13 protein-coding genes are annotated in these 13,932 nt (G+C 61.9%); 7 read left to right on the forward strand and 6 right to left on the reverse strand.

The window, feature by feature from the left end; genetic code table 11:
- Window positions 1-114: 114 nt before the first annotated feature.
- The 3 genes from SHEL_RS13165 to SHEL_RS13175 form a co-directional block, all read right to left on the reverse strand.
- Window positions 115-2,586 (reverse strand): YhgE/Pip domain-containing protein, encoded by a 2,472-nt coding sequence (locus tag SHEL_RS13165; protein WP_012799771.1) that lies wholly within the window; start codon window positions 2,584-2,586, stop codon window positions 115-117.
- A 9-nt stretch (window positions 2,587-2,595) separates the two neighbouring features.
- A complete protein-coding gene (locus SHEL_RS13170) occupies window positions 2,596-3,285 on the reverse strand; it encodes an ATP-binding cassette domain-containing protein (protein ID WP_012799772.1) in 690 nt (229 codons plus the stop codon).
- Between the two features lie 187 nt (window positions 3,286-3,472).
- Complete coding sequence (locus tag SHEL_RS13175) at window positions 3,473-3,874, reverse strand: RrF2 family transcriptional regulator (protein WP_012799773.1); 402 nt, start codon at window positions 3,872-3,874, stop codon at window positions 3,473-3,475.
- A 314-nt stretch (window positions 3,875-4,188) separates the two neighbouring features.
- On the opposite strand from SHEL_RS13175, the gene SHEL_RS13180 reads away from it, so the two are divergent.
- The 6 genes from SHEL_RS13180 (at window position 4,189) to sufU (ending at window position 10,419) form a co-directional block, all read left to right on the forward strand.
- Window positions 4,189-5,187, forward strand: a complete 999-nt coding sequence (locus SHEL_RS13180; RefSeq protein ID WP_012797493.1) for an IS1595 family transposase — start codon at window positions 4,189-4,191, stop codon at window positions 5,185-5,187.
- An 89-nt stretch (window positions 5,188-5,276) separates the two neighbouring features.
- Complete coding sequence (sufC, locus tag SHEL_RS13185) at window positions 5,277-6,089, forward strand: Fe-S cluster assembly ATPase SufC (protein WP_012799774.1); 813 nt, start codon at window positions 5,277-5,279, stop codon at window positions 6,087-6,089.
- A 14-nt stretch (window positions 6,090-6,103) separates the two neighbouring features.
- Window positions 6,104-7,513 carry a Fe-S cluster assembly protein SufB gene (gene sufB, locus SHEL_RS13190; RefSeq protein ID WP_012799775.1) on the forward strand — a complete coding sequence of 470 codons (1,410 nt, stop codon included), beginning with the start codon at window positions 6,104-6,106 and terminating at the stop codon, window positions 7,511-7,513.
- A gap of 1 nt (window position 7,514) precedes the next feature.
- Window positions 7,515-8,756, forward strand: coding sequence for a SufB/SufD family protein (locus SHEL_RS13195; RefSeq protein WP_012799776.1), 1,242 nt, complete (start codon window positions 7,515-7,517; stop codon window positions 8,754-8,756).
- Window positions 8,757-8,759: 3 nt separating this feature from the next.
- Window positions 8,760-9,989 carry an aminotransferase class V-fold PLP-dependent enzyme gene (locus SHEL_RS13200; RefSeq protein WP_012799777.1) on the forward strand — a complete coding sequence of 410 codons (1,230 nt, stop codon included), beginning with the start codon at window positions 8,760-8,762 and terminating at the stop codon, window positions 9,987-9,989.
- Window positions 9,982-10,419: a Fe-S cluster assembly sulfur transfer protein SufU gene (gene sufU, locus SHEL_RS13205; RefSeq protein WP_012799778.1), complete on the forward strand. Its 438-nt coding sequence runs from the start codon at window positions 9,982-9,984 to the stop codon at window positions 10,417-10,419. Before SHEL_RS13200 ends, sufU begins: the two co-directional genes overlap by 8 nt.
- Window positions 10,420-10,485: 66 nt before the next feature.
- Here sufU and SHEL_RS13210 read toward each other — a convergent pair whose 3' ends face one another.
- Together SHEL_RS13210 and SHEL_RS13215 are read right to left on the reverse strand one after the other, a co-directional pair.
- Window positions 10,486-10,950 carry a type II toxin-antitoxin system VapC family toxin gene (locus SHEL_RS13210; protein WP_012799779.1) on the reverse strand — a complete coding sequence of 155 codons (465 nt, stop codon included), beginning with the start codon at window positions 10,948-10,950 and terminating at the stop codon, window positions 10,486-10,488.
- Between the two features lie 2 nt (window positions 10,951-10,952).
- Window positions 10,953-11,249 (reverse strand): hypothetical protein, encoded by a 297-nt coding sequence (locus SHEL_RS13215; protein WP_012799780.1) that lies wholly within the window; start codon window positions 11,247-11,249, stop codon window positions 10,953-10,955.
- Window positions 11,250-11,603: 354 nt separating this feature from the next.
- Between SHEL_RS13215 and SHEL_RS13220 the strand changes: the two genes are divergently transcribed.
- Window positions 11,604-12,341, forward strand: a complete 738-nt coding sequence (locus SHEL_RS13220) for an NAD-dependent protein deacylase (RefSeq protein ID WP_012799781.1) — start codon at window positions 11,604-11,606, stop codon at window positions 12,339-12,341.
- Between the two features lie 113 nt (window positions 12,342-12,454).
- Here the strand turns inward: SHEL_RS13220 and SHEL_RS13225 are convergent, their stop codons facing one another.
- Complete coding sequence (locus SHEL_RS13225; protein WP_012799782.1) at window positions 12,455-13,330, reverse strand: radical SAM protein; 876 nt, start codon at window positions 13,328-13,330, stop codon at window positions 12,455-12,457.
- Window positions 13,331-13,932 lie beyond the last annotated feature (602 nt).

Here is a 13,932-nt window from a genome sequence, read left to right on the forward strand (position 1 = left end):
CTTCGTTTTGGAAACCAGCCGCGCATTGCAGCCCGCCCGAAACGAAGGCCCCGGCGATTGCCGAGGCCTTGGAAAAGCACGGTTCAAGCGCGGTCGGTCTGCCCGAAGCCTGCATTACACCAGCACAGGGGTGGTATCGGGCTTCAGTTCGGACATGCGGACGGTGCCGCGCCTCCAAGCAACCACCGACGTCAGCACCAACGCGCCGACGCCCAGGGCAGCTAGGACGGCCGCATCGTTCATGGCCAGGTCGACGCCGATGCCGGTTATGATCTGACGCATGCCTTCCACCAGGTAGGTCAGCGGAGACAGAGGCGACAGAGCCTGGAACAGGGGCGATGCAGTCTCTATCGGGAAGGTGCCCATGCACGCGGGCAGCTGGATGGCAAGCCAGACGATGCCGAATAAGCGCCCTGCCAGGCCGAATGCCGCGCTCAGCAGCTGCAGGATAGCGGCGAAAGCAAGCGCCGCCACGAAGCCGAACCCGTAGTATGCGAGAACGTTGTCGGGGTTCAGATGCAGCCCATACTGCAGCACCAGCAGCAGCAACAGCGCCTGCACCAGGGCAAACAGTGCATAGGGAAGGTATCCGGACAGCGCCACGGAAACGGGGTTGCCACCTGCCAGCGCCATGCGGCGGTTCAGGGCGGGCAGCACGAAGGATGTCAGGATGGCAGCCACCCACAACCCAATCGCCACGAAGAAAGGTGCCATACCGATGGCATAGGACTTGGTGGTCGTGTAGTAGGTCTCCTCGATCTTCACGGGGTTGCTCAGCGCCTCGGCCCGTTCGGAAATGATCGCGTCGGGCGTACGCAGCGCATCCGCGTTCTCCTCCAGGTCGGCGGCCATGGTCTCGTTGGTCTCGCCAATCATGGCCAGGCCTTCGCCGACAGCGGAGGCGCCTTCGGCCAGCGCATCGGTGCCGGTGGAAATGGACGATGCCGCATCGGCTATCTGGTACAGGCCCTCGGGCATCGCGGCCGCGCTCTCGGCCACCGCGTCGACGCCCGCCACGTACACGCCCATGCCCTGGGACAACGCATCCGCTCCCTGCCCCAGCTGATTGGCGCCTTCGCCCAGAGCCTCGATGCCCATGGCGATGCCGGACATGCCTTGCGCTGCCGCTCCGAGCTGGGCCGCAAGCCCTGTCTCGGGGTCGGTCATCGCCTGGATGCCCGCAAGCATCTGGGCAATCTCGCCGCCGTTGAGGGACTCGGCGAACCCCTGCAGCTGCGTGTAGTACTGACCGGCCTGTTCAGAATACAGCGGCATATTCGCGGCCAGCTCGGCCAGGGACTGCTTGACCTCGGGGTCGGCCTGCGCGCTCAGGATGGCCGCCGACGCGCCCAGCTGCTCCGCAGAGGCGGACAGCGTGGCCGCCGTGGCATCAAGGTTGTCGGCCAGCGTCAGGAGCTGGGCCTTCGTATCTTCATCTTCCGTCGTTTCGGCAATGGAGCGAAGCTGTGCAGCGGTGTCGGCCGCCTCCTGCGCGGACTCGAGCGCCTGCTGTGTGACAGCCTCCTCGGTGGCCGCTGCATCGCCCACCACTTCGGCGGCAGTTGCGGCCGTATCAGTGGCGTCGTTCAGCCCGTCGACCACCACGCCGGCCACGGCCACCATACCGGGATTCTCCGGCGTGCCGTCGCCGTTCAACGCGGTGTTCGCGGTTTCAAGGGCCCCATCCAGGTCGATCTCGCTGTTTCCCAAGGCCTCGCCCATGCTGCTGGAAGCGGCGTTCAGCCCGTCCGCCAACGCATAGGCGCCCTCGGCCAGCGGCTCGGCGCCCTGCCCGATGGCTGTAATGCCCTGCGCGATGCCTGACGTGCCTGTGACCAGGACATCTCCGTTGTCGGCCAGCGCCGTCAGACCCGTGCCCAGCATCTCCGACCCCTCGGCAACGGCGTTCAGGCCCTCGCCCAGCGCGTCGGTGCCTTCGCCCACGGCCGAAATGCCTTGGGCCAGCGCATCGGTGCCTTCGACAGCGGCGTTGGCGCCGTCGGCAAGCTGCTGCGACATCGTGGCGGTGGACGCAACGGAATCGCCGGCCTTGTCGTAGGCCTTCAGCATCATCTCTATATATTGGTTGGTCACGTCGATGTCGACCTGCGACAGCACGCGGTTGAACACCTCCTTGCCCATCTGGCTGGCCATGGCGTTGCTTGACTGGTCGTAGGTGATTCCGAAGGACGCGCGCTTGGGGTCGTTGGTATCCAGCGACGCGATGCGCTCCGAATAGTTCTCGGGAATGGTTAGAATCATGTAGTAGGTTCCGGCCCGCATGCCCTGTTCGGCCTCGTCTGCGGTAACGAAACTCCAGTTCATGCCATCGGTTCGGGAACTGAGCGTGTCGCAAAGCTCCTCACCCATATTGCGGTCGACGTCACCGATGGTGGCGCCGGCGTCGTTGTTGACCACCGCCACCGGAATGTTGCCCAGATTGGCGGAGGGGTTGTTGTATGCGAACAGGTAGAACGCCGCCAGCAAGCACGGGATGACCACAGCGGCGATCAGGGCCGCGCGAAGGCCCTTGGATGCCAAGGCGTCTTCGAGCTGCAGGCCGGCGAATTTGAAGCCTTTGAACATTGGTACCCCCTAGCCCATCACGATGACGTGGTCGGCCTGGTCGGAAAGTTCCCGAGACACGCACCCGACGACCACGGTGATTCCCCGGTCATGGGCGATGTCGGACAAGCAATTCATGATGCGACGACGATGGGCCTCCATCAGGCCGTATTCGATGTTGTCCACCACGATGGCCTGCGGGTCGCCCACGCAGGCAAGCGCAATGCCGAACATAGCCAGCTGATCGGCGGACAGGTCGCGCACATAGGCGAAAGCGACCTCGGACAAACCCCATTCGCGCAGGTAGTCGCGGACTTTTTCGGAAGAGGCGCCCTTTGCCCGAAGCGAGAACTCGGCGGAAGTGGCCGAAGCCAGCGTGGCGTTGGCGGGCAGATCGTTCACGCCCTTGAACAGGCCCATGCCTATGTTGCGGGCCACGACGCGACGCTGTTTGGGCATCGTCCTGCCCAGGACGGTCAATGTTCCGTCGGTGAAGGACATGCGCCCGGCCAAGGTCAGAAGCAGGGCGGTTTTGCCGCTGCCGCTGCGACCTCGGATGGCTGTGACCTGCCCCGACGGGATTTCGAAAGTCATGTCGGCGTAAGGGCAGCCTTCGCGCGTACGCAGCGTCAACCTGTCGGCCGTGGCGAAGGGTTCGCGGATGCCTGCGGTCGCAGGCATCGACCCCGCAAAGAGGGCATCGTCTGCAGTTTCGCTCATGGCCGTTCCTTTCCCTACCCCCATGCATACACACGCATATATACGGTCTGTCGGCCGCACGGGTTCATGGTACCCAATGGAAGTCCGTTTTGGGTGATGGAATCGTCAATTCCCTAAGTCGTTGCCGCAGCGTTACGCAGAGGCGGCTCCGTTCCGCCCGCCGCGAACAGCGGATGTGCACGCGAGCCTATTCCACGATGATGTCTGCCAGCGTAACTGCGTCGACGTAGTCCTCGATGACGCGGTCGAGGCCGACCCAGAAGTTGATGGACGCGCATTCCGTGGTGCGGGGGCAATCCTCAAGCAGGCCGTTGCATGCCACAGGAATCGTGGTGCCTTCAGCCGCGCGCAGGATGTCGCCGGCCTTGATCTCGGATGCAGGGCGCGTCAGACGGTAGCCGCCGCCCTTGCCGCGGGTGCTGTGCAGCAAATCGGAATGAACCAACGGACGTGCCAGCTGTTCCAAATACTTCACGGAGATGTTCTCGCGTTCAGCCACATCGCGCAACGGCACGGGGCCCAGACACTGGTACCGAGCCACGTCGGTCATCAAGCGCATCGCATACCGGCCCTTGGTGGAAACAAGCATCCTTCGACCCCCTTTCTATCCATGCGTCGGACGCGGCCACTCCCGTACGTGTCCGCTTAAACTTCAATCTGACCTAACCCCTCTGAACAGGGGTTTAAATTCCGACAAATTTACTATGACTTTTGAAACTATATATTGACTTATCCTACAGTCAACCAACGTAGGCATGCTAGGCACTCCCGAGCAGTCGGCCGCCGTGCTGTGCAAAAGGCTATAATGGCGGAGCCAAACAATGATCAGCCCAGGTGCCCATCCGGTCCATTGTTTGGCGACGATCCCGATCGGATGGGCGCCTGGGCGGATGGGATACCGCCATGTCCACCCGTACGAACCCGTTCGCGAAGCGGGTCAACGCCCTCGATGAGGGCGATTTCGCGCTCTTGCAAGAGGCCGTCGAGACGAGAAGGTGCCGCGAGTCCGTCGGCGTCGGAGATTACGACGAGGCTGCCGACGAGTGGAGGCCCCGGCCCCCGTGCCCGAGATGCGGTTCCGGCGAGACCGTCGGCCGAGGCCGCACGGGTGCCGGCCGCAGGTTCTGGGAATGCCGCGACTGCGGTCGCAAGTACACGTCGTTGGCCGGCACGATATTCGAATCCTCGAAGAAGCCCCTGTCCGCATGGGTCCTCTTCATCCGCCTCATGTGCTACAACGTGCAGCTCGACGCTGCGGCGGAGCTCTGCGGGATGTCGCACCAGACGGCCTGGGAGTGGCGCCACCGGGTCATGAGCACGATAGACGGCTACCAGGACCGCATCGTCCTGCGGGACAAGGTCTGGATAGACGAGATGTACGTCACGGACTCCGACCTGAAGGGAGGCCCGGGCTGGAGGCCGAAGAGGGGCCTGAGCAAGGACAAGGTCTGCATAGCGGTCGCGATCGACGTCCACAAGAACGTGGTCGCCGTGCGCTGCGGCCACGGCAAGCCCTCGGCCAGGCGCATCAAGGACGCGCTGCAGGCCAGCATCGCCGAGGGCTCCGAGATCTTCCACGACATGGAGAAGTCCCACAAGTCGCTGGTGAAGGCCGTGAAGGGCGTCGACCGGCCCTACAAGGCCGACACGAAGGACCCGGAGTACCTCGAGAAGATGGCGATGGTGAACAACCTGTGCTCCTGGATCAGGCGCTACCTGCACGGCTACGTCGGCATGGACGTCAAGAACCTGCAGTCATATCTGAACTGGTACGCGTACCTGTTCAGGGTCAAGCGGGCCGAGGAGAAATGGCCCAAAGTGGAAAGGGTGCTCCGCCATTTGTTCATGGCCGACGCCACTTTCCGCAGCTCGCGCAAGCGCGGTCACGCCTACGTTGGTTGACTGTAGGGTTGACTTAATTGGAAAGACAAGTATCTTAATCCTAGAATTTTAATAGGATTTAAATTGGCTTGCGAGAAAGGCTTCCCACAATGTCTGAACCACTGTTGAACGTGACGGAGCTGTTCGCCTCCGTCGACGACAAACCGATCCTGAAGAACGTCGACCTGTCCCTCAACGCCGGTGAAACCCACGTGCTGATGGGTCCCAACGGCGCCGGCAAATCCACGTTCGGCCACGTGGTCATGGGCAATCCCGTCTACACCGTCAACGGCGGTTCCATCGTGTTCGACGGACAGGACATCACCGAGCTGTCCCCTGACAAGCGCTCCCGCGCCGGCCTGTTCTTGAGCTTCCAGGCTCCGGTGGAAATCCCCGGCGTGCCCCTGTCCAGCTTCCTGCGCGCGTCCATGGCCGGCCGCGCCGAGAAGGAACTCAAGGGCAAGCAGTTCCGCAAGCATCTGCAGGAGCTCGCCGAAGAGCTGGACATGAACCCCGACTACCTCGACCGCGAGCTGGGCGTCGGCTTCTCCGGCGGCGAGAAGAAGAAGGTCGAAATGCTTCAGCTGCTGCTCCTGCAGCCCAAGCTGGCCATTCTGGACGAAACCGACTCCGGCCTTGACGTCGACGCGCTGTCTGTCGTGTCCCGCGGCATGGAGGCATACCGTCGCCGCTGCAACGGTACGCTGCTGGTCATCACCCACAACACCCGCATCCTGGAGCACCTCAACATCGACCGCGTCCATGTCATGATGACGGGCCACATGGTCGCCGAAGGCCCCGCCAGCCTGGTGGAATCCATCGACGAGCAGGGCTTCGACCAGTTCTCCGACATCGAAGCCGAAGCGGCAGCGCACGATTGCGAGCTTCTCGCTGCGCTCAAGGCCAACGCCGAAAACGCGTAAAGGGAGGCGTTTCCATGGCAAAGAAAAGGACCGAGGTCGCCGATATCGACCGTTCGATGTACGACTTCCGCTACGGCGAAGAAGGCTTCGAGCGCGTCGCTGAAGGCCTGACCCCCGATATCGTTCGGGAAATCTCCGAACGCAAGAACGAGCCCCAGTGGATGCTTGAGCATCGCCTGAAGTCGCTCGAGATCTACAACCAGATGCCGGTGTCCGATTGGGGCCCCGCCATCGATGGCTTGGACATGGATCACATCGTCACCTACGTCAAGCCCAACACCGACCAGCGCGCCGACTGGGACAGCGTACCCGACGACATCAAGAACACCTTCGAGCGCCTGGGCATCCCCGAGGCCGAACGCACCTACCTGGCAGGCGTCGGCGCCCAGTACGACTCCGAGCTGGTCTACCACAGCATGCAGGATGCGGCATCCCAGATGGGCATCGTCTACTCCGGCATCGAAGAAGCCCTGGACGGCCCCTACGCCGACCTCATCAAAGAGAAGTTCATGACGCTGATTCCGCCCACCGACCACAAGTTCGCGGCCCTGCACGGCGCCGTGTGGTCCGGCGGCTCCTTCGTCTACGTGCCTAAGGGCGTCAAGCTGGACTACCCGCTGCAGAGCTACTTCCGCCTGAACGCTTCCGGCGCCGGCCAGTTCGAACATACGCTCATCATCGTCGAAGACGACGCCGACCTGCACTTCATCGAAGGCTGCTCTGCCCCGAAGTACAACGTGGCCAACCTGCACGCAGGCGCTGTGGAGCTGTTCATTGGCAAAAACGCACACCTTCGCTACTCGACCATCGAGAACTGGTCGAAGAATATGTACAACCTGAATACCAAGCGCTCCATCTGCGACGAGGGCGGCTCCATCGAATGGATCAGCGGCTCTTTCGGCAGCCACGTGGGTTACCTCTACCCCATGTCCATCCTGGCGGGCGCCCGCTCCACCTCCACCTTCACCGGCATCACCTTCGCCGGCGCAGGCCAGAACCTGGACACGGGCTGCAAAGTCGTCATGGCCGCGCCCGACACCTCGGCAGCCGTCGAGACCAAGTCCATCTCCAAGGACGGCGGCGTTTCCACGTTCCGCAGCTCCGTCGTGGCCACCGAAAACGCCCACGGATCGGCCGCAACCGTCTCCTGCCAATCGCTCATGCTTGACGACATCAGCCGTTCCGACACCATTCCCGCCATGGACATCCGCTGCAAGGACATCGATGTGGGCCACGAGGCAACCATCGGCCGCATCGGCGACGAAACCATCTTCTACCTGATGAGCCGCGGAATCCCCGAGGAAGAGGCCCGTACCATGATCGTCAACGGCTTTGCGGACCCCGTGTCCAAGGAGCTGCCGCTTGAGTACGCAGTCGAAATGAACAACCTGATCAAGCTCGAGATGGAAGGAGCGATTGGTTAGCATGGACGCCATCACCTTGCAACACGTCAACGCGATGCCCGCTCCTACGTGGCACCGCCTGAAGATGAACGACACCGACGTCGAACTGCCCGAGGGCCTGGAGCAGGTATGCTCTGTGGCCATGGACGTCGACGCAGCACTGATCGCCGACGAAGGCGCCTTCGAACTCGCCATGGGCGAGATGCAGGAGCGCTTCGAAGCTGCACTGGCAGCCGCCGGTCCCCGCGTCCCCCTGGCCGGCAAGCCCGCCACCAGCCTGGACGATACCGCCTATTCCAATTACCAGATCGCCGCGGCAGCCGCCGAGGCCGAAGAGGACGTGGCCGCCACCTTCGAGACCGGCATGGGCAACGACACCCACGCCTTCCTGCTGGAAGCAGCCGGCGCCCCCACGGTCATCGCCACCCAGCCCGGCCAGACCGGCGCCAAGGCAACCCTGCATATCGACGGCATCGACGGCGCCCTGAACGCCGCGGCCATCGACGTGGTCGCAGCCCCGGATAGCGAAATCGACGTGGTCATCGCCTTCGACACCCCCGAAGCCGGCACCGGCGCGATCGGCGCCACCCTGCGCGTGTTCGCAGGCGCCCGCTCCCGCGTGGGCATCACCACGGTGCAGACCGTCGACAACGACTGGATCACCATGGATGACGAAGGCTACATGGTGGACGACGACGCCCGCGTCGAAGTGGTCCACACCGTGCTAGCCGGCAAGAACGCCTACGTAGGCATGGCCGGCGACCTGCGCGGCAAGCAGGCCGACATCGACGTGCAGACCCACTACCTGGGCCACGACGAGAATGAGATCGACTTCAACTACGTCCTGCGTCACCACGGCGTTCGCACCACCTGCGAACTCAACGCCCAGGGCGTTCTGGCCGACGCCAGCTACAAGAACCTGCGCGGCACCATCGACCTGATCAAGGGCGCGAAGGGCGCCGTGGGCCACGAAGTGGAAACAGTGCTGATCACCGACGATCGCGCCCACAACCTGACGGTGCCCATTATCCTGTGCTCCGAAGACGACGTGCAGGGCAACCATGGCGCCACCATCGGCCATATCCAGCCCGAGCAGCTCTTCTACCTGGGCAGCCGCGGCCTGTCGCCGGAGCAGGCGGAAGACATGTTCATCCGCGCCCAGCTCGAGCGTGCGGCCATCTACGCCACGGACGACCAGATTGCAGCTGGCGTAGCTCGTCTGGGCAAGGCCCTTCTCGGCGAATTCGAAGAAATTGGGGAGTAAACCGTGTCTGCAGTCGATATCCACACCAACCCTTATAAGCAGGACTTTCCGCTGCTAGCCAACAACCCGCAGCTGGCGTTCATCGATACGGCCGCCACGGCCCAACGTCCCGCGGCCGTCATCAACGCGCAGATGGAGTTTTACCAGACGCTGAACGCCAACGCTTTGCGAGGCCTCTACAAGCTGTCTGCGGAAGCCACCTTGGCCATCAACGGGGCCCGCAAGCACATCTGCGAGTTCATCAACGCCGACGACCCCAAGGACATCGTGTTCTGCCGCAACACGTCCGAGGCTCTGAACATACTGGCCAAAGCGTTCGCGCCCACTATCCTGAAGCCCGGCGACGAGGTGTGCATCTCCATCATGGAGCACCACAGCAACCTCATCCCCTGGCAGCAGGTGTGCCGCGAGACCGGCGCCAAGCTGGTGTACATGCGCCCCGACGACCAAGGCTTGATTACCGACGAGGAAATTGCCTCGAAGATCGGCAAGAACACCCGCATCGTCTCGGTCATGCAAGTGTCCAACGTGCTGGGCGTGGAAAACCCCGTGAAGAAGATCTGCGCAGCGGCCCATGCGGTCGGCGCCTATATGATCGTCGACGGTGCACAGGCCGTGCCCCACATGAAGGTGGACGTGGCCGACCTGGGCTGCGACTTCTACGTGTTCTCGGCCCACAAGCTGTTCGGACCCATGGGCATCGGCGTGCTGTGGGGTAAGAAGAACCTGCTGGAGGCCATGCCTCCCTTTCTGACCGGCGGCGAGATGATCGACGCCGTGACGGAAACCGACGCCTCCTGGGCATCCGTGCCTGAGAAGTTCGAAGCCGGCACCCAGGACGCAGCGGGCATCTACGCCACCGACGCTGCCATCACCTATGTGGAATCCATCGGGTTCGACGCCATTCAAGCCCGCGAGGCCGCTTTGGTCGAGGAGTGCATGAAGCGCCTGGCCGAGCTTCCCTTCGTGGAGATCATCGGCCCGGACGACCCGGCGAAGCATCACGGCGTGGTCAGCTTCAACGTCAAGGACATCCATCCGCATGATGTGGCCGGCATTCTGGACACCGAAGATGTGGCCATCCGCGCCGGTCACCACTGCGCACAGCCGCTTTTGTCGTGGCTTGGCGTGGATTCTTGTTGCAGAGCGTCATTTGCGTTCTACAATGATGCGCAGGATATCGAAAAGCTCATCCATGGGCTCAACACCGTTTGGGGGATGTTCAATGCCTAGCATTTATACCACTGCGCTGATGGACCACCACGCCCATCCTGATTATAAGTACGAGATGGATGACCCCACGCATTCGCACGAGGGCATCAATCCCAGCTGCGGCGACGAAATGGTTCTGTCGCTGCGCATCGAGGACGGCGTTATCGAAGAGGCCGCCTTCACCGGTCATGGCTGCGCCGTGAGCCAGGCGTCCGCCGACATGATGGCCGACCTGATCACCGGCGAAACCGTCGAAGAGGCCCAGCGCTTGTGCGGGCTGTTCATCGGCATGGTGCAGGGCAAGCCCCTGTCCGAGCAGGATCGCGAGGACCTTGACGAAGCCGCCGAGCTGGAATCCATCGCCCGCATGCCTGCCCGCGTGAAGTGCGCCGAGCTGGGCTGGCGAACCCTTGAGGGCATCCTGAACGACCCGGAAGACTCCCGAGCCTAACCGCCACGCATTCCATACCCGCGTTTATTTGTGGGACAAGGGGGACAGTCCCCTTTGTCCCACTTTTTATTGCAAGATTTCGTCGTAGTCGACCCCGTAATCGCGCCTTAGCATGTCGAAAAACCCGCCGCAATCATACGCGGGAAGCAAGTCCGTTTCCCGCAGCACTGCGTCTCGTGAGATCACGGCATCAGCCCTGATTTTAAGCGCCAGGTCTACGAGCAACGCATCTTCAGGGTCGGACCATGACGTAGCAAGTATCCGATCGACATCGGCGTCCGACACGGGAACCACGTTCACGAACGTCCGAAGATATCGGAGCCGTTCGAGGGTTTGGGGGACAAGGTCCTTGCGACCTCCTTGGGACACGATGTAAACCAGGTCGGTTACCTGCGACGATGATATCCATAGGCTGAATTCGCCCACCCGTCCGCAGATCATGAGCAACCGTGCGTCCTCAAACCAGGGTTCCCTTCGGTTCAGGAAGTCCACAATGATGTTCGTGTCCAAGAGCAGCTTCTGCTTGGCCATGGCTACCCCTGCTCTCGCGTGAGGAACCGATGCAGCTTGATTTCTCCACGCGTCATTCCGTCGAAGGGCGTTTCGATGGGTTCAGGTGCCGCCAAGGCATCAACAAACCGGGCCGCGACCTTCCACTCGTTGGCCGATGGCGTTCGCTCGGTCAGAAAGCCGGCGTCATGCTCTTCGATAAGCCGGTCGTATAGCAGATTCACCGCTTGCGACGCGTTGAGTCCGGCCTGACCCAATATGGCATTCCCTTCGGTTTTCTTGTCTGCCGGCATGCGGCCGGTCACCATGGCATCATCCACGACGGCCTCCTTCGAACATTTCGCGCCCAAACGCAGCGACAGGGCAGCGACATTATGTGTTGTACATATATGTACAACTACTCAGACCGCCCGTCAAACCCGGGACAATGGGGACGGCCCTTTGTCCCGTCCAGCCGGCGGGACGACGGGACGCCACGGACGGGGCGGGAGCCTTTTGCCCGCACCCCCGTCCCCTTTGTCCCATCCCAAAGATGCGTCCCCGCTGACACAAAAATGAGTCAAAAGGAAACGTCCCTACTGACACACAAACGGGACAAAGGGCTCCGTCCCCGCTGTCCCGCTGCGAGGCGTACAATGGACGGGTGAATTAAACGGACGTTGGAGGGAGTCGCAATGGCAACGGACATCGAAACGCTGCGCACATGGATTGACGATTGCAAGCCGGGAGGCATGGTGTTTTTCGGCGGTGCCGGCGTCTCCACCGAAAGCGGCATCCCCGATTTCCGGAGTCCCAACGGCCTGTACGCCCAGAAATATCCCATCCCGCCTGAGGATATGGTCTCCCACTCGTATTTCGTGCAGCATACGGCCAGCTTCTTCGAGTTCTACTGCGACCGTATGATCGCCCCCGACGCCGAGCCGAACCCAGCGCATCTGAAGCTGGCGGAGCTCGAAGCGCGCGGTACGCTTTCGGCGGTCATCACCCAGAACATCGACGGCTTGCACCAGAAGGCCGGCAGCAAGAACGTGTTGGAGCTGCACGGCAGCACCCTGCGCAACTTCTGCGAGGACTGCCACGAGCCCTACAGCTTAGACGAGATGCTCGCACACCGCGCGGCCAGCAGCAACGGCGTCCCCCACTGCAAGAAGTGCGGCGGCATCATCAAACCCGACGTGGTGCTCTACGAGGAGCCGCTGGACAACGACATCATGATGCGCTCGCTTATGGCCATCGCGTCGGCGGATCTGCTGGTCATCGCGGGAACTTCGCTCGCCGTGTACCCCGCGGCAGGCCTGATCGATTACTTCAAGGGCAGCCACCTGGCCATCGTGAACATGTCCCCCACCCCGCGCGACAAGCAGGCCGACCTGTGCATTTCCGCCCCCGTCGGCCAGGTATTCTCCTGGTAGAAACGAGTCGCGAACACAACGGGCCGCAGGATGGAAACCCTGCGGCCCGTTTCATGCTATCGGCCGAGCCCATCAGGCCCGGAATCGTTCCACGCTCAGAGTCTTGCGAGGCCCTACAGCACGTGGATGATATTGCGATGCAGCTTTTGCAGCTCCTCGTCTATGGTGTCGATGCCTTCGCGAAGCTCCGCCATGATTTCCGGCTTGTCCTCTGGAAAATGCCCGAACACGGGGATGACCGACGTGTGGTGGCAATTCACGTCGCACGGCCTGTCCACGTGCTCCAAGAACGTGTAGAACTCTTCGGCACGCTCCTTTTCGGTCATGTCCGTAAACAGGCCCGCCTGCTTTTCGGCGTACAACTGCGTATCCGGGAACAGCGTCAGCGACCCTGACCCCAGCTTCGTGCATTTGAGCTGGTTGAACACCTTGGCCGAGTTCACGGCGTGCTGGTGCGACAGTTCGCGTCCGCCCACGCCGTTCAGGAACGTGAAGAAGTAGTCGATGCCCGCGTCGTCAAGCTTGCCGCACTGCTCCAGAATGTCCGCCGACGTGCAACCCTTGTTCACCCGGGCCAGCACCTCGTCGTCGCCGGACTCGTGCCCGACATACAGGAAATCGACCCCGCGGTTCTTCAAATCCACCAGCTGTTCAGGGGTTTTCCTAATTATGTCCGTCACGCGCGCCATCATGTTGATGTGTCGGATGTTCGGCATGATCCTGTTCACGAGCTCGATGCGCTCCACCAGGCGGTGGTACGGCAGGCAGAACGCGTTGCCACCCAGAAAATGCATGCGCGTGGCGTCCGGAAACTGCTGGGCGAGCTCGCGCAGGTCCTCCTCCACAATCTCCAGCGGCAGGACCTCGAATTTCACGTCCTTGTACATGCTGCAGAACTTGCATTTGTTATGGCTGCAGCCGTTGGTCACGGGCAGCAGCGGGTTGTAGGCCTCCTGCGGCGGACGGTATACGGTTTCGGGATAATGCATTGGCAACCCCCTTCGAACGATTGAATAAACGAGCGTTGTTCATCCACAATGGTACGCATACCTTTATCCATCGTCAACGAGTCCACCTGGGCTGATACCTACCCGTAACGTCACCAGGCGCCTCGCCATATCGCCCACAACGAATTGCCCATACCGAACTCCGCGGTCAGCTCGCGCGTTGGACCGCGGAGCGCACTTTCGGCCGGCAACCCCCCCCTCGCCGACGCGAGTCAGGATGGCGGCAAGGGCGTCCGTGCAACGAGAATCGCGATTCGTGTGCACTTAGGGGGATAATCTGTAGCTCAACCTCCAAAAACAACGCTGGATGAGCCCAAGGGTATGCCTGTTTCGCCACAGTTTTACAGTATGTGTTACTTATCTAAGGCCCAAACCTCAGCAGAACGCCATATTGGCGCCTTTGAATTACAGATTATCGCCTTAAGTGCACAGCAGAGAGCGTTTTCGTTGCACGGCCCAGGCAAGGCGTTTGCGTTGGCAAATCTGCCGAAATCTGCACGAGATTCGAAGTTGTGCATTGTCTTGCGTGAACCGAGGCTTGCCGTCGGCGCGTTTGCCCAGGTGGGACTTCGCCAAGACGCCCG

Origin of the sequence: Slackia heliotrinireducens DSM 20476 (genome assembly GCF_000023885.1) — a bacterium.
In the GTDB taxonomy this organism is placed as follows: domain Bacteria; phylum Actinomycetota; class Coriobacteriia; order Coriobacteriales; family Eggerthellaceae; genus Slackia; species Slackia heliotrinireducens.

Coding starts and splice junctions, on each gene's coding strand:
- SHEL_RS13165 (WP_012799771.1), bottom strand. CDS start 2,586: ATGTTCAAAGGCTTCAAATTCGCCGGCCTGCAGCTCGAAGACGCCTTG.
- SHEL_RS13170 (WP_012799772.1), bottom strand. CDS start 3,285: ATGAGCGAAACTGCAGACGATGCCCTCTTTGCGGGGTCGATGCCTGCG.
- SHEL_RS13175 (WP_012799773.1), bottom strand. CDS start 3,874: ATGCTTGTTTCCACCAAGGGCCGGTATGCGATGCGCTTGATGACCGAC.
- SHEL_RS13180 (WP_012797493.1), top strand. CDS start 4,189: ATGTCCACCCGTACGAACCCGTTCGCGAAGCGGGTCAACGCCCTCGAT.
- sufC (WP_012799774.1), top strand. CDS start 5,277: ATGTCTGAACCACTGTTGAACGTGACGGAGCTGTTCGCCTCCGTCGAC.
- sufB (WP_012799775.1), top strand. CDS start 6,104: ATGGCAAAGAAAAGGACCGAGGTCGCCGATATCGACCGTTCGATGTAC.
- SHEL_RS13195 (WP_012799776.1), top strand. CDS start 7,515: ATGGACGCCATCACCTTGCAACACGTCAACGCGATGCCCGCTCCTACG.
- sufU (WP_012799778.1), top strand. CDS start 9,982: ATGCCTAGCATTTATACCACTGCGCTGATGGACCACCACGCCCATCCT.
- SHEL_RS13210 (WP_012799779.1), bottom strand. CDS start 10,950: ATGGCCAAGCAGAAGCTGCTCTTGGACACGAACATCATTGTGGACTTC.
- SHEL_RS13220 (WP_012799781.1), top strand. CDS start 11,604: ATGGCAACGGACATCGAAACGCTGCGCACATGGATTGACGATTGCAAG.
- SHEL_RS13225 (WP_012799782.1), bottom strand. CDS start 13,330: ATGCATTATCCCGAAACCGTATACCGTCCGCCGCAGGAGGCCTACAAC.